Raw genomic sequence first — 23,584 nt, forward strand, 5'->3', positions numbered from 1 at the left:
AGATAAGGATAATGTAATGAAAAAGTGGTGGTTAGCTTCATTAATTGTGATTAGTAGTAGTACTCAAGCGAATACGTATGATGTAACAAAAGGTGCTTTGCAGAATCATCCGGCATTATGTTCATATGGCTATAATCCAAATTGCTCATCTGGTTCGTATCCCTCCAGAGGTTATTCCTCTAACGAACGTGATCCTGCCCCCCCGCCTGATCCAAGAATTAAATGTAAAGCGCCAAGCAATGGTACACAGCGTTGCACAGAGTATTATGATTATGAATTAACGAAAGTTAAGAAAACTTGGACCGGTGTCGTAGGCGGTGGTCTTATCGGCGAGGTTAAAAATTATTACCAAAACGGCAAGTTAGAGAGTGTTTTGAACTTTAATGAGCAAGGACAATTAAGTGGAAAATACGCTCGCTATTGGGAAAATGGCAAGTTAAGAAGTGATATGAACTATAATTCGCAAGGGCAATTAGATGGAACAATGACGCACTATTGGGAAAACGGTAAGGTAAAAGCAGTGATTGATTATAAAAACGGCTTAGCCCATGGTTTTTCCCATGAGTACGATCAGAGTGGTAAAAAGATTGCCATTTGGCAATTTGAGAATGACAATGAAGTTCATGTACAACACATGAATGGCGATGTTAAGCACGGAGCAGAAATATTTTTCCGTAATAAAGGCGGAAAAAATGAGGCTTATCGCGCCATAGAATGGAATAACGGTCAAAAAGTAAGAGAAGTTACCCCATAGTGCAAGCGTCCACCTCCACGATAGCGCGCGTCACAAGATGGCGCACGTTTCCTAACGTGTGCCTTTTCCTAAAATATAAGCACACGCTAGGAAGCGTGCGCTATCAATTTGTGTGATTTTATTTTTAATTTCAGGGTGCGCGTCGGGAGACGCGCGCCAGCATAACCAGCATAAAGTGCGGTCATTTTTCTAGGTGTTTTTCAACCCCCACGATAGCGCAAGCGTCCACGCTTGTGCTTATTTGGTCCAAGCGAGGACGCTTGAACCATCGTGCTGTTCTCAAAAAGTGCAGTCATTTTTTCAAATGTTTTTCAACTTCAAAAACATTTTCAAAACAGACTACACGAAGACTGCATTTTCAGTTGACTACAATTTGTAGCCAACTCGTCCTTTGATGGCGCACGTTTCCTAACGTGTGCTTTTTTAGAATTACAAGCACATGCTAGAAAGCGTGCGCTATCAATTAATATGAAGGATATACTTTCAAAGCGTGACAATTTGTCACGGTTTCATTTCCCTCTTCTTTTAACCTTTGTTTTAACTTTCTCCAATAGGCAGTGGAAGAGGTGCTTTCCGTCAAAATTTCAACCACATCGACAATAGAAAAATACCACTTTCCTTGTTCTTCGTCCCATGCGGAGCGTACTTCTTTTTGTTCAAATAGTTTGATATTCATGATGTTCCTTTAGCGATTTAAAGTTGTGGTGAATTGTATTATTTATCCAAATGTGCACAGTTGAGTTTATCGAAACTCCACATAAACCTTCTTCCCCAATCCCTCTGCAATACGTTGTAAAAAAGCGAGTGAAGGATTGTGATTACCCGATTCAAAACGGCTGATGGCACTTTGGGCGATACCGGTTTTTTCCGCTAAGCCTTTTTGGGTGAGTTGCTGTTCTTGGCGTAATTGAATGATTTGACGAATAAGATCATATTGTGGCGTGAGTTGATCGTATTCGGTTTTGACTTCGGGATTTTGTAATGCCTGTTGTTTAAAGTCTTCAAATTTCATCATGAATTCCTTGCCTGATAATCGTGTTTATATTCCAGTGCCCTAGCCAATTCATTTTTCGGCGTTTTTTGTGTTTTCTTAATGAAACCGTTAGTGATAATGATGTTTTCACCTTGGGTGAAAAAGTAAAAAATACGGGCTGCGTTAGTAGATTGTGTAATTCTTAGCTCAAATATGCCACTCCTCATGGCTTTGGAATAAGGCATTGATAGTTTATTGCCAAATTCCTGCAACAAATCAAGATCGTGCAATGCTTTGGCTTGTAATTTTGCCGGCAGATCGTTGATAAATTCAGCAACCGGGCAACGTCCTAATTGAGTTTCGTAGAAAATAAGATTCCACATAGAGCAACCTTAATATAACATATATGTAATATTTATAATAGGGTTATTCTAATGGATTAGGTTGATAAGAAAAGTTTCCGGAATAAATTTTGGAAGCCGGATCGCAAAGATAAAGTGCGGTCATTTTTTTAAACATTTTTCAACTTCAAAAACACGTTCAAAGCCGACCGCACTTTTCCTATCCATGCAACTGCCGAATAATCGCTAAAATGTCGTTCATGTTTTTACCGCAGTAGTCGGCGTTGGATTGGTCAATGTGCATACGTTTTTCTTCGTAGGCAATGACGGGAATGCCGGCGGCTTTTGCGGCTTGGATGCCGAAAAAAGAATCCTCGATGGCGACCGCACTTTTGGCGTGCACGCCTAATTTTTCGAGAGTGTAGCGATAAATGGTGGGATCGGGTTTGCTACGTTCAAATTGTTCTCCGCTGACGATAAGATCAAAATACTGAATGATGTCGCATTGGGTCAGGATGTTTTGAATGTGGGCAAGGTGAGAGGAGGAGGCGACCGCTAATTTAATGCCGTTTTGTTTGGCAAAATCAATGATTTTATGAATGTCGCCGCGAAAAATGGAAAGGTAATCCACGGTGGCAAAAAGCTGTTTGAAAAAATCAAAATAGCGTTGTTTGATTTCTTCTAAAGAGAGGGATGAACCGCTTAATTTTTTCACGATTTCGGGAATTTCCGCCAGCCCTTTGCCCACCACTTCCGAGCGTTCGAGCGGGGTTAAAGTGCGGTCGTGTTCTTTAATGGAATCAATAAATTGCGCTTGTAAGTCGTATTCTAAAAATTCCGTATCGACAATCACGCCGTCCATATCAAAGATAATTGCTTGTAGCATAGGGTTTCCTCATGATAGCGCGTCTCCCGACGCGTGCTTGTATTTTCAATTTAATGGGCACGCGTCAGGAGACACGCGCCGGTATAGTCTATTACAAAAACACTTTCAAAACAGACCGCACTTTTTCCGCTATTTCTTCAATGTCTCCACATAGCCCGCCACGTCTTGCATATCCTGTTCGCTTAGGGTGGATTTGGCGCGGTTACCGCCGCCTTCGATTTTGCCGCTTTTGCGATCTTGCAGGGCTTGGATGATTTGATCTTGGGAGAACGTGTTGATGATTTTGGATTGTCCCATGGCGGGCTTTTCCGCCTGCTTGCCGTGGCAAAGGGCGCAGGCGCGGTTATATACTTTTTGTCCGTGCGCAATGTCGGGTTCTGCCCGTGCGGTGCTGGTGCCGCAGGCGGCAAGAAAGAATAGGGTAGCGTAGCGTATTTTCATGGTTTATTCGTTTTTCGTCGGGTTGAAAAGTTGCTGTAAATCGTTTTCGGAAAGTAAGCCTTCAAATTTGTGTAACAGCTTGCCGTTCGGCGCGATAACAAATGAAGTCGGCGTGCCGACGAGTTGGTAGCGCTCGGCGGTGATTTTCATTTGATCTTTGAATACGGGCAAACTTAATTGTCGTTTGCTGACGATGGCTTGGGTGTCGGCGTTTTCGCCGTCGATGTTCATGGCGACCAGCTGGACGTGATTCGGGTATTTTTCCGCCCATTGTTGCAGGGTTTTCAATTCGACGATGCAGGCACCGCAGGTTTCCGACCAGAAGTTAATGAGTAGGGTTTTGCCCCGCCAGTCGCTTAATTCGGCTTTATTGCCCTGTAAATCGAACGCCGCGATTTCCGGCGCGGGTTGTCCGATTTGTGCGGTCTCTTCCTTGCAAGAAACGCTGAAAAAAACGACCGCACTTATGCCGAGAAAGCGAAGGAAGTCAGCCCGCATTTTTTTCCTCGCCCAGTAGTTTGCCATGTTGCAGATAGATAATGCGATTGGTGAGTTTGCCCAAGTCGGGATTGTGCGTCACCATCACGATAGTACGCCCTTGGCGGTTTAATTCCGTAAGCAAATCCAGCACCAAATGTTCGTTTTTTTCGTCGAGGTTGCCTGTCGGTTCGTCGGCGAAAATCACCGGTGGTTGATTTACCAACGCGCGGGCGATACACACCCGTTGTTGTTCCCCGCCGGAAAGTTGGCTTGGGCGGTGATCCATACGGTGCGCCAAGCCCACCTGATCCAATACCGCTTTGGCGGCGGTTTCGTCCACTACGCTGTGATAATGCTGCGCCAGCATGACGTTTTCCAAGGCGGTTAAATAGGGGATTAAGTGGAATTGTTGGAACACCAAGCCGATTTTTTCCGCGCGGAAACGTTGTCTGCCCGTTTCGTCCAATTGCGCTGCGTCCACGCCGTCTAAAATCACTTTGCCTTCGGTGGCGGTGTCCAGCCCGGTGAGAATGTTCATTAACGTGGTTTTGCCTGAGCCGGAGGCACCCATGATCGCCACAAATTCGCCTTCGGCAATTTGAATGTTGATGTCTTCAAGGGCGGTCACCAGCCCGAATCGTTTATATAAATGCTGTGTCTCGATAACGGTTTTAGCCATGTTATTCCCCTTTTAACACATTGGCGGTTTGAATTTCTAAGGCGCGGCGGGTCGGGACGATAACCGCGATGAACGCCACTAATAAGGATAATCCGATGGTGATCGGCAACACTGGCAGGCGCATGTCAATGTAGGCTTTGAACACGGTTAAGCCGAGCACTTGCGCCAATAAATAGCCGATAATCAAGCCGCTGAAAATTGCACATACGGCGATGATTAGGGTTTCCGCGCCGATTTGTTTGATGATGTCCCGGCTTTTCGCGCCGAGGGCTTTTTGTAATGCAAATTCTTTTGCCCGTTCACCCACAATGGCGATTAAGGTGGTGTTTACGCACAGCGTCGCCAAAATCAAAATTACCACAGAAATCAAACCCATCAAGCCTTTGATTTTATCCAGAATCTGCCCTTCGGAGGCGGAGACTTTGCGAATCGGATGAATGTCTAAATCGGGATATTGTTGTTGTAATTGTTGGGCGAATTGCTCCACTTGCCCCTGATCGTTTTTCACATTAAGCAATGCATTGGTGGCGAGGTTTTCTTTTTCCAGCCAGTTTTGCGCGAAATCCAAGCTCACGATGAGCATATTGTCGGTGGCGTCGCCCGCCTCCACGATAGCTTTAATCGTGAACTGGTGCTTATCCACGGCATTCAGGCTTAAGGTCAGTTTGCTGCCGACTTTTAAATTTAACCGCTCCGCAAGGGTTTTGCCGATCATGGCGTTGCGTTCGTCGAAGTTCACGCCGATGGGCGTGCCGGTGATTTGCCAGTAGGGGGCGAGGGTTTTCATGTCTTCAAACCACACGCCCATGATGACGATTTTTTCCAGATCGCTGCGGGTGACGCCGTATAAATAGGGGCTTGCGGCGGTGATTAAGCCTTTCGGCGCTTGGTTAATAATCTCTTGCACCTGATCCACTTTAATTAAGCCGCCGTTATTAGAACCGATATAAAAGTTGGCGCCGAAAGTGCGAAGTTCCTGACTCATTTTGGTGTTGATGTCGAAATACACCGCCGCCATGGCGGTGACGATACTGGCACCCACGGTGAGCGCGGCAAAAATGATGAACACCCGTTGTAAGCGTAAACGCAGGGCGCGCAACACCAGTCGCCAGAACATATTTATGGGTTTATTGTCTGCCATAAAGCACCTCGATAGGATAAAGACGGGCAATACGATGTGCCGGGAACCAGGCGCCGATGACCGCAATTAACACGGAAATCACCAACACGCAAGGCACGACGATCCAGGCGAAACTGAGCGGCGCGCCGAACAACGTTGCGCCGATAAAACGTGCCAAGCCCCAGCCGGCAACGCAACCCAGCACGCCACCGATGATGCCGCTGATGATGGCTTCGCAATAAAACAGCAAGACGATTTGCCATTGATAGGCTCCGAGGGCTTTCATTAAGCCGATTTCTTTGCTGCGTTCGATGATGGTGGTAGTCATTAATGAGGCAATTCCCATGGCGGCGGCGATAAGGGCGGCAAGGGTGACCACGGCGAGCAACAATTGGATTTTCTCAATCACTACGCCTTCGGAGGCGGCTACTTGCCAAATCGGGCGAACAATGGCGCCGGAAATGGCTTCTTCCAACTGGTGGGAAATGGAGGAAACATAGGCGGTGCAATACCAACGGTCATATTCTTCCGCCGCCAAGCCGTCCACGTTGGCGCGCGCTTTGCGGGATAACTCATTTTCCGGCACGGTGAGCGCAGAGACTTTCACCGCCTGTACTTTGCCTTCCAATCCAAGTAAATTTTGCACCGCACTTAGGGGCAGAATCAGTTGTTGTTCTTCCGTGCCGCCGGTTCTGACAATGCCTTTCACGATGGCGTTAAGCTGTTGCTGCGGTGCGTTTTCATCCGGTTGATAGCGTAAAGTAATCACGTCACCGATTTTCCATTGATGCTGCTTGGCAAGTTGCGCACCCAGCAACGCCGGAATCTGTTCGCCGAAATTATCGGTGGCGTCGTTCACCCATTCGCCCTCCACCTGCCAATAAGGGCTGATGATTTTTTGCCCGGTGTGGTAGTCGTCTTCATCGGGCACGGCGATTTGATGATCAAAAAACGTGCCGAGAATTTCAACGTCCTGCTCGCTACCGTTTGTTGTGTTGGCTTTCACTTGCGCGCTAAGTAATGGCGCGAAACCGACGATATTGTTGCGCCAGAAAATGTCTTTGATATTCGGCAGTTCTTTTTCGTCTAAAAAATCCTGTGTGGCGAGAGAATTATTGCCGCTTACTTCATCGGGCAAAATGGCGCTGCTGGCAGGTTCCACCAAAATGTTTGCACCGTAGGATTTGAGTTCTTTCGCCATTTTGTCGCCGATGTCGATAGACACCGCAAGCAAGGCGGAAATTAAGCCGGCGGCGAGGAAAATGGTCACGATGGCGAGGAGTTTGCGTTTTAACCCGTAACGCCAGGATTGAAATAACATTCTTGCCAACATGATTATTTCTCCTCTTTCGCAGCAGACGCTTTGTTTAAATAGGCTTCAGGATTATCGCGGAACAGGTTCAGGTTCTTTTCATCACTGAAGAAATAGGTTTTATCGTTGTAACTGTATTTATGTTCCGTTTTGGTGTTGGTGAGTTTCTTGCCGTTAACGGGATCCGTGACTTCAATTTCAATGACGGTGGTGAAGTAATTCAAGCCTTCTTCCAAACTTTTTTTGCTGATGACCACTTCCGTCTCCGTTTGCTTCCAGTCGTCAATGGGCACAGGGTTACAACCGCCCGGTTTGCCGATGGATGGGGTGAACAAACGCACGCCGCAGCCCACGCACACCACTTGGTTGCCTTCCATCACATAACCTTGGTCACCGCATAAAATACAGGCGTCGAACACGGCGGCGAGGCTGAGTTTGTCGGGCAGGCGGTTAATCACAAAGAAACGTACCGCTTTGCCGTCATCGGCGATCCAAAGGAAACGGTGTAATTTGCCGTCTTTCACTTGTTGAATCGGAATGCGCACGTTGTTTTCCGCATCCAACGTGATGCGTTGCGCCTCGGAAAGTTGCGGCGGTTGGGAGGCGATTTTGTCCCAGTAAAGTTGGGATGACAGAACGATAACAACCGCCGTCAAGCCGTAACCGATGATTTTGGCGGAGGTACGTTTGGCGGCAATGGCTTTGCGTTTTTCGATAGGTTGCTGTTCAAGTGCGACCTGACGAACGCGCGGTAAATATGTTTTAAAAGTAAAAACAAGCACGATAAACGCCAGCACGGCGGCGTTAATGTAATTCAAATAAGTGGCAATATTGCCGGATTTCGCTACAAAACTTAACCGCACTTTGGTAAGTTCCAGCACTTGCAACTTCATTAAAATCAGCAATACATCGCCGATGAGCGGAGTAATCAATAACAGCGTAAAAAGCGTGGTTAACAGGATGGAAAGTGCGGTCGTTTTTTTAGGTGTTTTTTGTTGTTGAAATAAAATGAACAGCCAGCCGGCGACAATTAAGCAGAAAAGGAAACCGAGAACAATGGCGCTGAGGTGCAGTAAAAAATCCGTATTAATCACATCCGTGCCGGTGATGGCGGCGATGTTCGGATCTTTCGCCCACAAATGTCCGGCGAGCACGGACAACATAATATGCCAAAAGCCATTGAGTTTTTGCCAATGAAGAAATTGGCTGAAATAAGCAAACAGTAAAATACACAAACCGACAATGGCGACGGTGAGTTTTGCGCTTTGGGTTGCGGGTAAATTTAAGGTAATGAGACTGCCGACAATAAAGCCGAAAAGGGAAAGCCAAATGAGTTTTTTGAAGTCGGCTTGCGGGTAACGTACCCAGCTGCAAGCGAGCAGCACAGAAATCGGGAGTAGGGTTTGAATAAGAAAAACAAAGAAATAGTTCATAGCTTACTCCGAGTATTTGAATGAATCATATTGCTTATTTTTTAAATTATCTTGGCTCCCTCCGTTTACGGGGGAGGGAAGGATCTTTTTGAAAAATGTATTAATTATGCACCCAAATAAACAAAAACACCTTGATATGCCTCAAGGTGTTTTATTGATTTTAATTTTTATTCACACCTGAAAGGATTATTTCAAACCGGTGAATTTAAATTCATAGTTCACGTCAAACGGTTTCCACCAACGACCAACACCGGTTTCTTCGTCAGTGTGACGGTGCATACCGGCTTTTGGTGGCGGGTCGATGTGGTAAGTTAATTTATAGTTACCCACGCCCATCATTTTGATGTTGGCGCCGTAGTGCGGGCCATCGCTGGCAACCATCGGCATGAAAGTCCCTTCTTGTTTTTCACCGGTGTCGGCGTTCACTAAAGTGTATTGAATGGTTAAATACGGCATCCATTCGCCGTCACCGAAACCGTTTTTGTTGCCTTTGGTGGCATGAATGTCGGCTTCTAAGTGAATGTCGGATTTCGCTGCCGGTAAGCCCATGCCGCGCGGCTCCATGTCGATAGGTTGCAAATACACGGCGGCAATTTCCATTTCATTCATGGTGACAGGTTCGCCGATCGGATATTCTTTAAAGCCTAAAGCTGCCGGCGCGGTGATCATGCCTGCCAAAAGTGCGGTGGCGATTAATGTTTTTTTCATACTTAGTTTCTCCTTAACTTAACAAGTATTTGTCGTTTAAATTAAACGGATTTTCTGCTTTGGTACTTCATATAAATTAACGCAAAAACAGCGGCGACCAACAACACAGCCTGCGGAACCAATGTTTCTACATAAGGATAAACGCCTAACCACGGGATTTCCGGTACGCCGGAAACCAAGGTCGGCTCGAATAATTTGCCTTCAATCAGCTCCAACACGCTTTTACCGGCAAACACGAACGCCATTAAATACATGAAAGAACCGGTGAACATAAAGAACGGTTTGAGCGGCAATTTCACCACGGTGTAGCGCATGATGAAATAGCACACGGCGAGGATAATCACACCGAGGAAGAAGCCGCCGAAAAGATAGAAATAATCCACCGCACTTTTCGCGTCGCCGGCAAGGGCGTAATAGAACAGCACGGTTTCCGCGCCTTCACGATACACCGCTAAGAAGCTGGTGAACCATAATCCCACTAAAGAACCTGTGGTGAGCGCGGTGGACAGTTTGCCTTCTAAGTAACGCTTCCAGTTCTGCGCTTCCACTTTGGACAACAGCCAGTAGCTCATCATGAATAACATCACTACGGCGATAATCATGGTGAAGCCTTCTAGCAGTTCACGGCTGGCACCGGAATTGGAGAAAATCAGTTGGAAGATGGCGGCGGTAATGACGCTACCGATTAACGCCACATAAACGGACTGGCGAATCACCGGCAGTTTGTCCTGATGGTTGTTTTTTACTAAATATGCCACGATGGCGGCAACGATTAATAAGGCTTCCAAGCCTTCACGCACGATGATGAGCAGACTGTATAAGAACATACTCCACGCGGTTTGTTCTCCACCCTGTAACATTTCTACCGCTTTGGTTAAATCCTGACTTAACCCGGTAGCTTGTTCCTGTAACTTTTCTTTTTCCGCACCGGCTTTCATTAAACTTACCAAGCGGGTGAAATAACCTTCCAATTGCGCTTTAAAGTTGCTGTCACGGGAGCCGATTTTGTTCTCCATGCCGGTGTTTTCAAAAATATCGAAATAAGTATCTTGCACCGCCAACATGGCTTTTTTCGCTTCGCCTTGTTCGTACAATCCGATGGCTTGTTGAATTCCCGTGTTCACCTGCACGCTGATTTGTGCCCAGTCTTTATCCGGCGTGGTATCGGCAACGGTTTGGTTGGCAGGTTGTTCTATTTGATCGTCACGAGTGGTCGGCAAATCCGGAAGCTGTTCTTCAATGTCTTGCAATAATGTGGTGATTTGATAGCCGAAGTTGCTGATTTGATCAGGCACTTCGCTGAGTTTGATGAGATCGTAAAACTGTTGATTGAAATTGGCGGAAATGGCGGCGGAACGGTTTTGACGGATGGACATTTCCATTTCGGAATTTTTAAAACCGTCATACTGCGCTTGTTGCACCAGTTTTTTGGCGGTGGCGTAATCTTTCGCTTCATACGCCGTCATGGCTTGAGCTAATAAATCGTCAATGGTTTTAAAACTTTTTTGCCAGTGGGCGGCGATAGTTTGGTTTTCATACACGCCATGTTGACCGGAGGCGTTGAGTTGATGACCGTCTTTTAAAGAGGGAAGCACTTCCTGAAGTTCGGCTTTCAGCCCGTCGATTTTGGCTTTCACCTGATCTTGCGGCAAACCGTCGCGAATCATTTTACGAATTTCGCCGAAAGTGGCTTCCATTTGATAGCTTTTTTGTGCGGAGAAGTTAATGCGAATCGGTCCTTCCAGATTTTCAAACACCTCAAAATACGCCATTTGCACTTCCGTTTGCGCATCATCGGTTTTGTTTTCGGCATAAAGTGCGGCGGTTTTATCCAACCGATTTTCAATATCCTGCACCCATGCCTGATAGTTATCTTCCGCATGGGAAAGCGCCGAAAACAAAAGAAAAAGACTAAAAAGAATACATTGATACCAACGGGAAAAACGCATACCCATCTCCTTATCGTGAAACTATTCCTACTTGTAATTGATAATAATTATCCTCTAATAAATTCAGAGTGCAAGGAAAAATCCCCCACTTTTCATTGAAATGTGATCTATGTAGCAGTTATTACAAAATTGAAACAAGTTGTTTACGTTTTTGTGATTTTTTAGTGAGGGGATGCGGGGGGAAAAGTGCGGTCATTTTTCAAGGTGTTTTTTCGTTGGTGATGACGATATATTTCGGGAATTATTTTATTTATTGAAATAATTATTTTGTGAAGTCTATTTTGTCAAAATTCATTTAAAAATTAAGGTTTAAAGTAATTATTTGAAAGATTTTTAACTTTGGCTTTATTTTTTTTTTTTTGATTTATAATTTCGCCGTTATTTTTATATTTTTTCTAACCTAAACAACTAACTAAGAGGAACCATACTATGCGTAAACTTACGTTTTCCACGCTATTGTTAAGCTCAATCGTCATCACCGCCTGTAGCGGAGGTGGTGGCGGTGGGGATAATAATCAGTCTAATCCCATCCCGGAAACAAAATTAACCAATTCTGATTTAACTATTTCTAAAGATTCCTTTGAGAAGGGTGAGTTAAATGGCGCTGATATTATGTCAGGAAATAAAAAAGTCGGCGAATTATCAGGTTACAACCGCAATTATTCTTTTAACGGCGCATTTAAAAAAGAAGATAATATTGATATGGTAGTCGTTGATGGAGTAACTAAATTTGCGATTAGTAAAGCAACAGAGGCTATCGGTGGACTAACAGGGAATGTATTATCGTTCGCGCTAAAAACAGCTTGGAATGCAAGCAAAGATCCGACTCGTGATATTTTCTATTTCGGATATGAAACACCGGAAGCCAATATTCCTAAGAAAGGCGTTGTGACTTATAAAGGGAATGCTAGTCGTTATGATAATGTGAATAATGGCGTAAGAAACGTAGGGGATGCAACATTAATTGCCAACTTTGATAATAAAACGATTAAAGGTGAATTAGACATGAGTTACCCTAGAAGAAATATTTCCTTACATGAAGCTCCAATTGTAGGAAATGGCTTTAATGGTAAAGCTGTCGCTGAAGGAAATTTTCCGTTCTTTGCCAGTCGAGAAGGTCAATATGAGGGTAAATTCTTCGGACCAAATGCAGAGGAAGTGGCGGGTAAAGCAACCTTTGATGAATCAGTTAAAGATTTAAATACCAGTTTCAGTGCTGAAAGAACCAAGTAATAATTAGGAGTATTAAAATGAAAAAATTAATTGCAAGTTTAACTTTTGTAACCGTTGCCGCTTCTGTTTTAAGCGGATGTGTGGACTTTGACCCGTATGTCGGAAAACAATTAAATCCTGAAGCTCGGGGCATTGCGACGGTTCGTGCAACACCATACGGTTGTCATGTATTGGGCGAAGCCGAAGGAAAAGATAGCGTTGATCAATTTACTCGGGGATATAGTAAAGAAAAATTGCGCGATAGCGCATTAAATGATTTGCGTAATCAGGCAGCAGAAATCGTAGGAAGATCCAACAAACGAATTACATTGCGCATTATAGAAGAAGGAATCACTTGTGGCGGTGAATGTAGTAAAGATTATCCGCATCTGACAATGACCGGGTATAAAGTTGTTGGACAAATTTTTGAATGTGGAGAGAAGGAACCGGTAAAACAAGAATCCAAGAAGGGTTAAATTTTTTCCTGAACTAAACAAAGACCGCCAAAGTGCGGTCTTTTTTTACGGTGTTTTTTCTGCGATTCCGTAACTCCATAAAAAACGCACAAAAAAGTAACCGCACTTTAGATTGTAAGATTTAAAGTGCGGTCAATTTCAGCTGTATTTTTATATTTAAACCATACCAAACTAATTCGCCGGTTTCGCTTCTTCCACCGGGGCGGCGTTGTCTTCTTTTAACACATCCCACACGCTTTCCGGTTTGGTTGTGGTGTTGGCGTTGGTTTGCGTTGGGGCGTTGGTGACGATGTTGGCGGTTTGGGTCAACGGAGCTTGTTGGCAGAAAGACTGATTTCTGTCCGCCCAAACGGGAATGGTGCGCGAGCTGGCGCAGTCCCAGCCGCCGTAGGCATTAATACCGACCCATTTGATGTCTTGCGGTTTATGTAATTTTAACGGGCGGACGGTGGCGCGTTGTAAATAATCTTTATACACTTGCAATGCGCCGCTGGCGCCGGTGAGTTTGGTTTCGCCGTTGTCGTCGCGTCCCAGCCAAACGGTGGTGACGTTCTCACCGTCGATACCCACGAACCAAGTATCGCGGGCATCATTGGTGGTGCCGGTTTTGCCGGCTAAATGTAACGGTGCGAAATCCTTTTGCAAACTGCGCGCCGTACCGCGATCCACCACCTGTTGCATGGCAAATAGGGTTTGGAAGGCGGCTTCCCTTGGCACCACTTGTTGCGGTTCAAATTCGCGCGCATAAATCACATTGCCTTGTCTGTCTGTCACACTGTTGATGGTGTTTAACGGCACGCTGGCACCTTCGTTGGCGATGGTTTGATAAAGTTTCGTCACATCATAGGGCGAAATGGAATAGGAGCCGAGCAGGGTGGACGGCACTTTCGGAATGGCGACTTTATCCCAGCCCATGGCTTGTTGCACGGAAATCACTTTGGTTAAACCGAGCTTCATACCGATGTTCACCGTCGGAATATTCAGGGAACGCACCAGCGCGTCCATCAGCATCACGGAACCGCTGTATTTGCGGTCGTAATTGCGTGGCTGCCACGGCGGGCTGCCTTTCACGTTAATGGTAATCGGCTGATTATTAATTGGCGTGTTGAGGCGGAACTGATCCGGGTACATAAGTGCGGTCAAATAAATGGACGGTTTTACCAAGGAACCGATTTGACGTTTTGCGGTTAAGGCACGGTTAAAGCCGGCGAATTGGGTTTGCAAGCCGCCCACAATGGCGCGTACTTCGCCGGTTTGATAATCGGCGACCACCATGGCAGATTCCAAATGCGGATTTTTGTGTTTCACCTGTAAATCGGACACGGCGTTGATCACAGCCTGTTCGGCGCGATCCTGTTGTTTTACGTCTAAGGTGGAAAAAATCCGCGCACCCAATAAGTTGCCCGCTTTGCCTTCGCCGAGCTGATGGCGTAATTCCGTTTGCAAGGTTTGGATAAATGCCGGGTATTTGCGGCTAATTTTCCCTTTTTCCTGCACGCCGAGCGGGCGTTGGCTCAATAATTGATAGAGTTCTTCACCGATGACTTTGTGTTCCAGTAACAAATGCAAGACCACGTTACGGCGCTCAAGGGCATTGTTCGGGTTACGCCACGGATTATACAGCGACGGACCTTTCACCATGCCCACCAACAACGCAATTTGATCCAAGCTGATTTCCCGCACGGAACGCCCGAAATAAAACTGGCTGGCTAATTCAAAACCGTGAATTTGGTTATCGCCGTTTTGTCCGAGGTAAATTTCGTTTAAATAGGTTTCCAGAATGCGATTTTTGTCGTAACGCCAATCCAGAATCAACGCCATCAAGGCTTCGTTTACTTTACGGCTGAGGGTGCGTTCGTTGCTTAAAAATAAATTTTTAACTAACTGTTGTGTGAGCGTGCTGCCGCCTTGCACCGTTTGTCCTGCCTGAATATTGGTGATCATGGCGCGTAAAATGCCGAGCGGGCTGATGCCGTCATGTTCAAAGAAGCGGCGATCTTCCGTTAATAACAACGCATCGATGAGTAAGCGCGGATATTGTTGCAAAGAAATGGCAAGGCGTTCTTCTTTGTCCGATTGCAAAATAGCAATGAGCTTCGGCGCCATGCGGAATTCGTCGATGGTTTTGACGTTAATCAGATCTTCGATCACCGCCAGTTTGTTCTGTTGAAAACGCAGACGGAACACCCGTTGGGCTTCCGGTGTATCAGGAAACGGGAAACCGCGACGCAGCAGCACGATGGTGTTGTCTTCAATTTTGAAATCGCCCGGCGCGGCAATCATGGTGGTTTGACGATATTCGTTATCCAGCAGGATTTGTTTGATTTGCTCCAGGCTTAAGCCGTCACTAACCCGAATGCTTTCGATACGGCTATACACTTCCGCCGGCAAACGCCAGATTTGTCCGTCCATTTTGCTGCGAATTTGCCAATCCAAATAGGCGGAATAGCAAAACAGCATACAAAAGAAGGTAAAGGCGGTTTTTAACAGCAACATTTTCCAAGATCGTTTCGACTTTGTCGGTTGCTGTTCGGTGGAAGTGTGTTGATCTTGTTTTGTTGCCATGTGCGTTACCGTTCGGGCTGAATGTTGGAATTAAGGGCGGATAAAATCCAAGTAAGAATGCAGAAAACGGGCGAAATCTTCAACCCCGCAAAAGGCGATGCTTTCGTCGTCATAATAATAGAAGCCGTCTTCAAGTACTTCTTGATTGTCGATGGCGAGATTATTCGCTTTCGCCATCACTTCATCGGCATTGATATATAAGCTGTATTCGGCACCGGTTAAGACAATGTCCGCCTCGTGAAGCGCCGGTAAATGTTGCAAATGAAAAAGTGCGGTGGAAATTAGCTGTGGATTCGACCGCACTTCGATATTAAACCAGTTGGCAAAGGCCTCATGCTCCATTGAGCATTTCGCGACGGTGTTGCCTTGGTGAGAGGTAAATTGAAAATCCATGTCAGATGCTGAAAGAGGATCCGCAACCGCAAGTGGAGGAGGCGTTCGGATTGTTCACGATAAAGCGCGAGCCTTCCAAACCTTCGGTGTAATCAACGGTACCGCCGATTAAATATTGCAAACTCATCGGATCAATGACTAATTGCACGCCCGAATTTTCCACGGTCAGATCGCCGTCGTTGACTTTCTCGTCGAAGGTGAAGCCGTATTGGAAACCGCTGCAACCGCCGCCGGTAATATACACGCGCAATTTAAGCGCCGGATTTTCTTCTTCGGTAATTAAGGATTTAACTTTTTGCGCCGCCGCGTCGGTAAAAGTTAACGGAACTGATATCTCTGTCATTGTGATTCCCCACGATTTAGTTAAGCCCGTATTATCCAATAAGCCACTACGCCATTCAAGAATTTATCAAGGATTTTTCAATAGGTAAGTGCTATAATTCCGCGCAATAATTTTTATACAGGGAGATGAAGATGACTATTCCATTAAGAACGGAAGCTGAGATTGTTAAACTGCGTGAAGCCTGTAAACTGGCGTCCGACGTTTTGGTGATGATTGAACCTCATATTAAAGAGGGCGTCACCACCGGCGAACTGGATCGCATTTGTCACGATTATATGGTGAACGTGCAAAAAGTGATTCCGGCGCCGCTGAATTATCACGGTTTCCCGAAAGCCACCTGCATTTCCCTCAACGAAGTGGTTTGCCACGGCATTCCGAGTGACGATAAACACCTGAAAAAAGGCGATATTTTAAATATCGATATTACCGTTATTAAAGACGGTTATTACGGCGATAATTCCAAAATGTACATTGTCGGTGAAACGAATTTGCGTAGTAAAAAACTAGTCGATGCGGCGCAAGAAGCCCTTTATGTCGGCTTGCGTACGGTGAAACCGGGGATTCGTCTCAATGAAATCGGTCGCGCGGTACAAAAATATACGGAATCGCAAACCTTCAGCGTGGTGCGCGAATATTGCGGGCATGGCGTGGGCACAGAATTCCACTGTGAACCGCAAGTGTTGCATTATTACGCGGACGATGGTGGCGTGATTTTAAAACCGGGCATGGTGTTTACTATTGAGCCGATGATTAACGCGGGCAAAAAAGAAGTGCGTTTAATGGGCGACGGTTGGACGGTGAAAACCAAAGATCGCAGCCATTCCGCGCAATTTGAACATCAAATCGTGGTGACGGAAAATGGCTGTGAAGTGATGACCATCCGTGATGAAGAAATTGCCGAAGGGCGCATCCAACGCGTTATGGTGAATGTTTAATTAACTGAAATCCGCTACGTTTCCGTGGCGGATTTTTTCTATTTTCTGCTTTTGCAAGACGACCTATGCTTTTCCCTTACGACACCCAAGCCGAACTCACACCAAGTGCGGTCAAAATTCAGAGAGAAAATTTAAAACAGTTTGAACAGGCGAACTTTGATGATATCGCCGTGGATTTACTGATTGCCAACCGCACCGCTTTTTACGATCAATTACTTTCCCATTTATGGCGCCATTTTCATTTTGCCGAAAATCCCGCACTGAGCCTCATTGCCGTGGGCGGTTACGGACGGGAGGAGATGTTCCCGCTTTCCGATTTGGATATTTTGATTTTAACGGCGCAACCGGCAACGCCCGAATTGCAGGAAAAACTCGGGCAATTCATGCAGTTTTTATGGGATAGCGGATTTAACGTCGGTTCAAGCATTCGTACTCTTGCGGAATGCAAAACGGAGGGGCTGGCGGACATCACCATTGCTACTAATTTGCTGGAAGCGCGTTATTTATGCGGCAGTCGCGATTTGTTCAAACAACTGGTGGCGTTGGTACAACAACCGGATTTTTGGTCGAAAACGGATTTCTGTCAGGCGAAAATTCAAGAAAAAAACGAACGTTATCAACGTTATAATAACACGTCTTACAATCTGGAGCCGGACATCAAATACAGCCCGGGCGGGTTGCGTGATTTGCATTTGTTGTATTGGATTGCGCTACGCCACAACGGCGCGAAAAATTTACAGGAAATTTTGCAGGCGGGTTTCATTCATCCGGCGGAACACGCCTTATTACTGAAAAGCCAGCAGTTTCTGTTTAAAGTGCGGTACGCTTTGCATTTAATTTTAAAGCGTTATGACAACCGCCTGCTGTTTGATCGCCAGTTGAAAGTAAGCGAATTATTGGGCTTTCAAGGCGAGGGAAATCAGGGCGTGGAAGCCATGATGAAGCAGTTTTTTCAGGCGTTGCATTCCATTTCTTTGTTAAGCGAATTGTTGGTGAAGCATTATCAGGAACATTTTTTAACGTCTCATGAAGTGGTGAGCGAGCAAATGCTCGACGACAATTTCAGTCTGACGAATCAATCCATTTGCTTGCGTAACCACCAATGTTTTGAACAACAACCGGAAAGCATTCTCGATCTTTTCTATTATTTAACCCAATTTCCGCAGGCGGAGATTCATTCCTCCGTGTTGCGCGAGCTTTATTTGGCGCTGGATCAACGACAAGGCTATTTGTGCGATTTGCCGGCGGCGCGGGAAAAATTCGTACGCCTGTTTAATCAACCCGACGCCATTAAGCGCGCCTTTTTTCCTATGCACCAATATGGCGTGCTGACCGCTTATTTGCCGCAATGGGGCAATATCGTCGGCTTAATGCAGTTTGATTTGTTCCATTGTTACACGGTGGACGAGCATATTTTGCGCGTGATGTTAAAACTGGAAAGTTTTTTAGACGGAGCCTCGGCGTCAAGCCATCCTATCTGCCATCAAATATTCAGCCGAATTTCCGACCGCACTTTGTTGTATATCGCCGCCTTATTTCACGACATCGCCAAAGGACGTGGCGGGGCGCACGAATTGCTGGGGGCGGTGGATGTGCGCGAGTTTGCCATTTTGCACGGCTTCGACCAACGGGAAACGGAAACCATGGCGTGGTTGGTGGAACAGCATTTGCTGATGTCCGTCACGGCACAACGGCGGGACATTCACGATCCGGAAATCGTGTTGAGCTTCGCCGAACTGGTGCGTAATCAGGTGCGCTTGGATTATTTAACCTGCCTCACCGTCGCCGATATTGTGGCGACCAACGAAACCCTATGGAACAGTTGGAAGCGTTCCTTGTTGGCGACCTTGTACGACTACACCACGCAACAATTCGCCCAAGGTCTGGAATCCTTATTGGATAATCGGGCAAAAGCCGAAGAACATCGCAAGCTGGCTTTGCAGGAAATACGCGAAAAAAACACCGCACTTTCCGAGCGGCAAATCGAAAAATTGTGGCAATGTTGCCCGCTGGATTATTTTTTACGCAACTCACCGCAACAAATTAGCTGGCATACACAATTACTTGCCGAATTTCAGGGGGATTTGCTGGTGAAAGTGAGCAACCGGTTTTCCGCCGGCGGCACGGAAATTTTCGTTTATACCAAAGACCGTCCGAACTTGTTTAATAAAGTGGTGAGCACCATCGGCGCCAAAAAACTCAGTATTCACGACGCACAAATTATTACCGCGAAAGACGGTTATGTGCTGGACAGTTTTATCGTCACCGAGCTCGACGGTTCCGTCTTGCCGTTTGATCGTCGTCGTATGTTGGAGGCGGCGTTGACGGAGAGCCTAACTTCCGATGTGATCCATAAACAACGTCTGCGTGAAAAACATCAACTGGCACATTTCCATGTGAAAACCGAAGTGCGTTTTTTGAATACGGAAAAAACCGATCAAACGGAGATGGAACTGTTTGCGTTGGATCAGGCGGGCTTTCTGGCGGATGTGAGTGCGGTCTTTTGCGATCTGGAACTGAATTTGCTCAACGCGAAAATCACCACGAACGGCGAAAAAGTGGAAGACTTTTTTATTTTGACCAACAAAGAAGGCAGGGCGTTAAACAGCGCCGAAAGAAAACAACTCACCGAACAATTATTACAACTGAATTAACCACAACCACAAGAGAATCAAAATGACTAATGAACCTTTATGCGATATTTATCCTGTTGATAATGTGCGTTATTTGCTTTCGACTCGCGGACCCGATTACATCACCGAACGCCTACGGCGCGGCGAAACCTGGGAAAAGTTTTTGCTGACGATTTCTCAATTTTTGATTGAAGGCATTGAAAATCCGGTATTGTTCGATATTGGCGCCAATTTAGGCGCGTGGACGATTCCCATGGGAAAATATATTCAGCCCCGTCACGGTAAAATTTTTGCTTTTGAACCGCAGCGGCCGGTGTTTTACCAGCTCTGCGGCAATTTATTTCTGAATAATCTGATGCATTGTCATGCCTACAATATGGCGTTAGGTAACAAAAGGGAAACGATTCGAATTCCGCTGTTAGATGTTCATCGCTCCATTAATGTTGGAGCCTTTTCCATTTCCGATGAGATTAATCAACAACTTGCTTCTTGCGGTTGGACACAAGAATATTCCGAATATCAGGAAGTGGAATGCAACACATTAAATTCGCTGTTTGCAGATTGGCCTGATGAAAAAGTACATTTAATCAAAATTGATGTGGAAGGCTGGGAGCTGGAAGTGTTACAGGGTGCAAAAAGATTTCTACGAAATTCGGGTTTTCCGCCGTTATTATTTGAGGTGTGGGGCGAACAAATGCCTAAAATGTTACCTAAAAGGGCGCAATTGTTGGCATTTGTGGAAAGCTTGGGATATGACTATGTGTTAAGCAATGAACTTTGTATTGCACAACATCGGGAAAATAAATTGATCGAGGTGAAAACGGAAGGGGAAATGGTTTACTTCTCCCGTTTGGTAAAAGGTTAAGCAAAGAAAAGTGCGGTGGATTTTCAAAACGTTTTTAAAATCCACCGCACTTTTTATATCCGTGATTACGCCAATTCGGCAAAAGCAATATCTGCCGCCGCCAAAGTGCGGTCAATATCCTCATCGGAATGGGCGAGAGACATGAATCCCGCTTCAAATGCCGATGGTGCCAGATAAACGCCTAAATCCAACATTTTGTGGAAGAAGCGTTTGAATTTTTCCGTGTCGCACGCCATCACATCTTGATAGCAGGAAACCTCTTGTTTGTCGGTGAAGAAGATGCCGAACATACCGCCCGCATAATTGACCGTAAACGGCACCTGATGTTTTGCTGCTAACGCCTGTAAGCCTTTCGCCAGTTTTTCTGTTTGTTGTGCGAGTTTTTGCTCGTTGCCGTCTTTTTTCAATTCCGTTAAGCAAGCGATGCCCGCTGCCATCGCAATCGGGTTGCCGGACAAGGTTCCCGCCTGATAAACCGGACCGGTCGGCGCAATGTGTTGCATGATCTCTTTTTTACCGCCGAACGCACCCACCGGCATACCGCCTCCGATAACTTTGCCCAGGCAGGTCAAATCCGGTGTTACATTGTAATAACGCTGCGCGCCGCCTAATGCCACGCGAAAACCTGTCATCACTTCATCAATGATAAACACGGCGCCGTATTGATCGCAAAGTTTGCGTAAGCCTTGTAGAAAATCGTTTTTCGGCGGGACGCAGTTCATATTGCCGGCAACGGGCTCGACGATGACGCAGGCGATATCGTTCGGGTATTGCTCAAATGCTTGCTTGACGGAATCCAAGTCGTTATAGGTGCAGGTGAGGGTGTGTTTGGCGAAATCCGCCGGTACGCCTGGGGAGTTAGGTTGTCCTAAGGTTAAGGCGCCGGAGCCGGCTTTTACCAGCAAGGAATCTGCGTGACCGTGATAGCAGCCTTCAAATTTAATGATTTTATCCCGCTTGGTGTAACCGCGCGCTAGACGAATAGCGGACATGGTAGCTTCCGTGCCGGAGCTCACCATTCTGACCAGCTCAATGGAAGGAATCAATTGGCAAACCAATTCGGCAAGTTCGATTTCCAACGGCGTCGGTGCGCCGAAACTGAGACCGTTTTGCGCAGTTTTGATGACGGCATTTAAAATTGACGGGTGGTTGTGCCCTAAGATCATTGGTCCCCAAGAGCCGACGTAGTCAATGTATTGTTTGCCATCCGTGTCGTAAATATACGCGCCTTGCGCTTTTTCAATAAACACCGGTGTCCCGCCCACACCGTTAAAGGCGCGGACCGGTGAATTGACACCGCCCGGAATCACATGTTGGGCGCGGGAAAAAAGTGCGGTCGAATTTGTCATCGTTTTTTATCCTTATGTTCAAAAATGTTCGCTATTGTACTGAAAAAAGCCAATGTGAGTAAAAATATTTATGTAGCCTTTTGCCTTTGTGATATGCTTTGCGCATTTTATTTTCACGGGAAGACCTATGTTACTGACGTTATTTGTTACATTTTTGGGGGCATTTTTAACTTTACTCGTGATGCGCCCCGTTGCAATTCGCTTCGGCTTGGTGGATAAACCGAATTACCGCAAACGCCATCAGGGCGCCATTCCGTTGATTGGCGGAATTTCGTTATTTATGGGTAACCTTTGTTTTTACCTCATGCAATGGGATCAAACCCGCTTACCTTATCTTTATTTATTCAGTATTTTGGTGTTGTTGCTGATGGGGATTATTGACGATCGTTACGACATCAGTCCTTTTTTGCGCGCCGGTATTCAGGCATTTTTAGCCATTTTAATGATTGATATGGGGAATGTTTATCTCGATCATTTGGGGCAAATTTTGGGGCCGTTCCAGCTAACCTTGGGATCTATCGGTTTAATTATTACCGTATTGGCAACCATTGGAATTATTAATGCCTTTAATATGATTGACGGCATCGATGGTTTGCTCGGAGGTTTATCTTGCGTTTCTTTTGCAGCAATCGGCATTTTGATGTATCGCGACGGACAAATGGATTTGGCTTATTGGAGTTTCGGATTAATTATTGCCATTTTCCCTTATTTGATGATGAACCTTGGCATTCCGTTAGGTCCAAAATTTAAAGTTTTTATGGGAGACGCGGGCAGTACTTTAATCGGCTTTACGATTATTTGGATTCTGTTATTGAGCACGCAGGGTAAGGGGCATCCGATGAATCCGGTGACCGCACTTTGGGTCATTGCTATTCCGTTAGTGGATATGGTGGCGATTATTTATCGACGCTTAAGAAAAGGAAAAAGCCCATTCCGTCCAGATCGTTTACACGTCCATCATTTGATGGTGCGCGCCGGATTGACCTCTCGGCAAGCATTTTTACTGATTACCTTTGTAGCGGCATTGTGTGCGGGTTTCGGAATTTTGGGGGAGATCTACTATATTAATGAATGGGTGATGTTCATTGCGTTCATTATTCTTTTCTTTCTTTATTCCTATTCTATTACGCGGGCATGGAAAATTACCCGCTGGATACGGCGTATGAAGCGCCGTGCGGCAAAACGTTCCAAAACTAAATAGAAGTTAACGTTTTCACTAAAAAGTTAAAATTAAACAAAAAATAATCAGAATTTTTATAAATTCTATTCACTTTGCATAAAAAAATAGCTGGCGATAAAATTTTGTAAAAAAAGACTAGACAACCACTTTTTAAACTTTTAATATACGCCCCGCAACGACGCTTCTAGCGCTCGTAGCTCAGTTGGATAGAGCGTTGGCCTCCGGAGCCAAAGGTCGCAGGTTCAAATCCTGTCGAGCGCGCCAGAGGTCATGCAAGTTCAGCTAATTCAATATGGTGGCTATAGCTCAGTTGGTAGAGCCCCGGATTGTGATTCCGGTTGTCGTGGGTTCAAGTCCCATTAGCCACCCCATCCGGCGAGTAGCGCAGCTTGGTAGCGCAACTGGTTTGGGACCAGTGGGTCGTAGGTTCAAATCCTATCTCGCCGACCACTTTTAATTCTGAGATTTCTCAGAATTTTTTGTTCTTTAACAATCAATCAGACAAACTGTGTGGGCACTTGAAGATTCGTTTTTGATAGATTTAGAAATAGAGTGAG

Annotated in this window: 23 protein-coding genes and 3 tRNA genes; 10 read left to right on the forward strand and 16 right to left on the reverse strand. The window is 45.7% G+C overall.

The window, feature by feature from the left end; translation table 11 throughout:
• The first annotated feature begins 16 nt into the window (after window positions 1–16).
• Window positions 17–754, forward strand: a complete 738-nt coding sequence (locus DK430_RS07725) for a toxin-antitoxin system YwqK family antitoxin (RefSeq protein ID WP_109078502.1) — start codon at window positions 17–19, stop codon at window positions 752–754.
• A gap of 463 nt (window positions 755–1,217) precedes the next feature.
• Here the strand turns inward: DK430_RS07725 and DK430_RS07730 are convergent, their stop codons facing one another.
• The 12 genes from DK430_RS07730 to DK430_RS07785 form a co-directional block, all read right to left on the reverse strand.
• On the reverse strand, window positions 1,218–1,430 hold the full coding sequence (locus DK430_RS07730) for a BRO-N domain-containing protein (protein ID WP_109078503.1): 213 nt from the start codon (window positions 1,428–1,430) through the stop codon (window positions 1,218–1,220).
• Between the two features lie 66 nt (window positions 1,431–1,496).
• Window positions 1,497–1,769: a helix-turn-helix domain-containing protein gene (locus DK430_RS07735; RefSeq protein WP_204352530.1), complete on the reverse strand. Its 273-nt coding sequence runs from the start codon at window positions 1,767–1,769 to the stop codon at window positions 1,497–1,499.
• Window positions 1,766–2,110, reverse strand: a complete 345-nt coding sequence (locus tag DK430_RS07740) for a type II toxin-antitoxin system RelE/ParE family toxin (protein ID WP_109078505.1) — start codon at window positions 2,108–2,110, stop codon at window positions 1,766–1,768. The genes DK430_RS07735 and DK430_RS07740 overlap by 4 nt, the downstream gene beginning before the upstream one ends.
• A gap of 178 nt (window positions 2,111–2,288) precedes the next feature.
• Entirely contained in the window at window positions 2,289–2,954 is a 666-nt protein-coding gene (locus DK430_RS07745; protein WP_109078506.1) for an HAD family hydrolase, read from the reverse strand.
• Window positions 2,955–3,083: 129 nt separating this feature from the next.
• Entirely contained in the window at window positions 3,084–3,395 is a 312-nt protein-coding gene (locus DK430_RS07750; protein WP_109078507.1) for a c-type cytochrome, read from the reverse strand.
• A 3-nt stretch (window positions 3,396–3,398) separates the two neighbouring features.
• Window positions 3,399–3,893, reverse strand: coding sequence for a TlpA family protein disulfide reductase (locus tag DK430_RS07755; RefSeq protein WP_109078508.1), 495 nt, complete (start codon window positions 3,891–3,893; stop codon window positions 3,399–3,401).
• Complete coding sequence (locus DK430_RS07760) at window positions 3,883–4,554, reverse strand: ABC transporter ATP-binding protein (protein WP_109078509.1); 672 nt, start codon at window positions 4,552–4,554, stop codon at window positions 3,883–3,885. Before DK430_RS07760 ends, DK430_RS07755 begins: the two co-directional genes overlap by 11 nt.
• Window position 4,555: 1 nt before the next feature.
• On the reverse strand, window positions 4,556–5,695 hold the full coding sequence (locus DK430_RS07765) for an ABC transporter permease (RefSeq protein ID WP_109078510.1): 1,140 nt from the start codon (window positions 5,693–5,695) through the stop codon (window positions 4,556–4,558).
• Window positions 5,682–7,007, reverse strand: a complete 1,326-nt coding sequence (locus tag DK430_RS07770; protein WP_109078511.1) for an ABC transporter permease — start codon at window positions 7,005–7,007, stop codon at window positions 5,682–5,684. The genes DK430_RS07765 and DK430_RS07770 overlap by 14 nt, the downstream gene beginning before the upstream one ends.
• Window positions 7,008–7,009: 2 nt before the next feature.
• Window positions 7,010–8,419: a Fe-S-containing protein gene (locus DK430_RS07775; protein ID WP_109078512.1), complete on the reverse strand. Its 1,410-nt coding sequence runs from the start codon at window positions 8,417–8,419 to the stop codon at window positions 7,010–7,012.
• A 186-nt stretch (window positions 8,420–8,605) separates the two neighbouring features.
• The gene (locus tag DK430_RS07780) at window positions 8,606–9,127 is read right to left on the reverse strand and encodes an iron transporter (protein ID WP_109078513.1); all 522 of its coding nucleotides are present in this window, start codon (window positions 9,125–9,127) and stop codon (window positions 8,606–8,608) included.
• A gap of 41 nt (window positions 9,128–9,168) precedes the next feature.
• Window positions 9,169–11,076, reverse strand: coding sequence for an FTR1 family iron permease (locus tag DK430_RS07785; RefSeq protein ID WP_109078514.1), 1,908 nt, complete (start codon window positions 11,074–11,076; stop codon window positions 9,169–9,171).
• A 429-nt stretch (window positions 11,077–11,505) separates the two neighbouring features.
• Between DK430_RS07785 and DK430_RS07790 the strand changes: the two genes are divergently transcribed.
• Together DK430_RS07790 and DK430_RS07795 are read left to right on the forward strand one after the other, a co-directional pair.
• The gene (locus DK430_RS07790) at window positions 11,506–12,309 is read left to right on the forward strand and encodes a Slam-dependent surface lipoprotein (RefSeq protein ID WP_109078515.1); all 804 of its coding nucleotides are present in this window, start codon (window positions 11,506–11,508) and stop codon (window positions 12,307–12,309) included.
• Between the two features lie 17 nt (window positions 12,310–12,326).
• Complete coding sequence (locus tag DK430_RS07795) at window positions 12,327–12,764, forward strand: DUF4156 domain-containing protein (protein ID WP_109078516.1); 438 nt, start codon at window positions 12,327–12,329, stop codon at window positions 12,762–12,764.
• 171 nt (window positions 12,765–12,935) lie between these two features.
• On the opposite strand, the gene mrcB is transcribed toward DK430_RS07795, so the two are convergent.
• From mrcB to erpA, 3 genes are read right to left on the reverse strand one after another with little or no spacing between them, the layout of a single operon-like run.
• Window positions 12,936–15,329: a penicillin-binding protein 1B gene (gene mrcB / locus DK430_RS07800; protein ID WP_109078517.1), complete on the reverse strand. Its 2,394-nt coding sequence runs from the start codon at window positions 15,327–15,329 to the stop codon at window positions 12,936–12,938.
• A 30-nt stretch (window positions 15,330–15,359) separates the two neighbouring features.
• Entirely contained in the window at window positions 15,360–15,722 is a 363-nt protein-coding gene (locus DK430_RS07805; protein ID WP_109078518.1) for a YacL family protein, read from the reverse strand.
• A gap of 1 nt (window position 15,723) precedes the next feature.
• Window positions 15,724–16,065: an iron-sulfur cluster insertion protein ErpA gene (gene erpA / locus DK430_RS07810; RefSeq protein WP_109078519.1), complete on the reverse strand. Its 342-nt coding sequence runs from the start codon at window positions 16,063–16,065 to the stop codon at window positions 15,724–15,726.
• Window positions 16,066–16,196: 131 nt separating this feature from the next.
• On the opposite strand from erpA, the gene map reads away from it, so the two are divergent.
• From map to DK430_RS07825, 3 genes are all read left to right on the forward strand, one after another.
• Window positions 16,197–17,000 carry a type I methionyl aminopeptidase gene (gene map, locus DK430_RS07815; protein ID WP_109078520.1) on the forward strand — a complete coding sequence of 268 codons (804 nt, stop codon included), beginning with the start codon at window positions 16,197–16,199 and terminating at the stop codon, window positions 16,998–17,000.
• 65 nt (window positions 17,001–17,065) lie between these two features.
• A complete protein-coding gene (glnD, locus tag DK430_RS07820; RefSeq protein ID WP_109078521.1) occupies window positions 17,066–19,654 on the forward strand; it encodes a bifunctional uridylyltransferase/uridylyl-removing protein GlnD in 2,589 nt (862 codons plus the stop codon).
• A 22-nt stretch (window positions 19,655–19,676) separates the two neighbouring features.
• Window positions 19,677–20,498 (forward strand): FkbM family methyltransferase, encoded by an 822-nt coding sequence (locus DK430_RS07825; protein ID WP_109078522.1) that lies wholly within the window; start codon window positions 19,677–19,679, stop codon window positions 20,496–20,498.
• A gap of 65 nt (window positions 20,499–20,563) precedes the next feature.
• Here DK430_RS07825 and hemL read toward each other — a convergent pair whose 3' ends face one another.
• Complete coding sequence (hemL, locus tag DK430_RS07830; protein WP_109078523.1) at window positions 20,564–21,847, reverse strand: glutamate-1-semialdehyde 2,1-aminomutase; 1,284 nt, start codon at window positions 21,845–21,847, stop codon at window positions 20,564–20,566.
• Window positions 21,848–21,974: 127 nt separating this feature from the next.
• Here hemL and wecA point away from each other — a divergent pair, with 127 nt between their 5' ends.
• From wecA to DK430_RS07850, 4 genes are all read left to right on the forward strand, one after another.
• Entirely contained in the window at window positions 21,975–23,048 is a 1,074-nt protein-coding gene (gene wecA, locus DK430_RS07835) for a UDP-N-acetylglucosamine--undecaprenyl-phosphate N-acetylglucosaminephosphotransferase (RefSeq protein WP_109078524.1), read from the forward strand.
• A 166-nt stretch (window positions 23,049–23,214) separates the two neighbouring features.
• Window positions 23,215–23,291: transfer RNA gene (locus DK430_RS07840), tRNA-Arg, on the forward strand.
• Between the two features lie 31 nt (window positions 23,292–23,322).
• Window positions 23,323–23,398, forward strand: a tRNA-His gene (locus DK430_RS07845).
• Window positions 23,399–23,400: 2 nt separating this feature from the next.
• Window positions 23,401–23,477, forward strand: a tRNA-Pro gene (locus DK430_RS07850).
• Window positions 23,478–23,584: the final 107 nt, after the last annotated feature.

It is taken from the genome of Aggregatibacter kilianii, from assembly GCF_003129965.1.
In the GTDB taxonomy this organism is placed as follows: Bacteria; Pseudomonadota; Gammaproteobacteria; order Enterobacterales; family Pasteurellaceae; genus Aggregatibacter; species Aggregatibacter kilianii_A.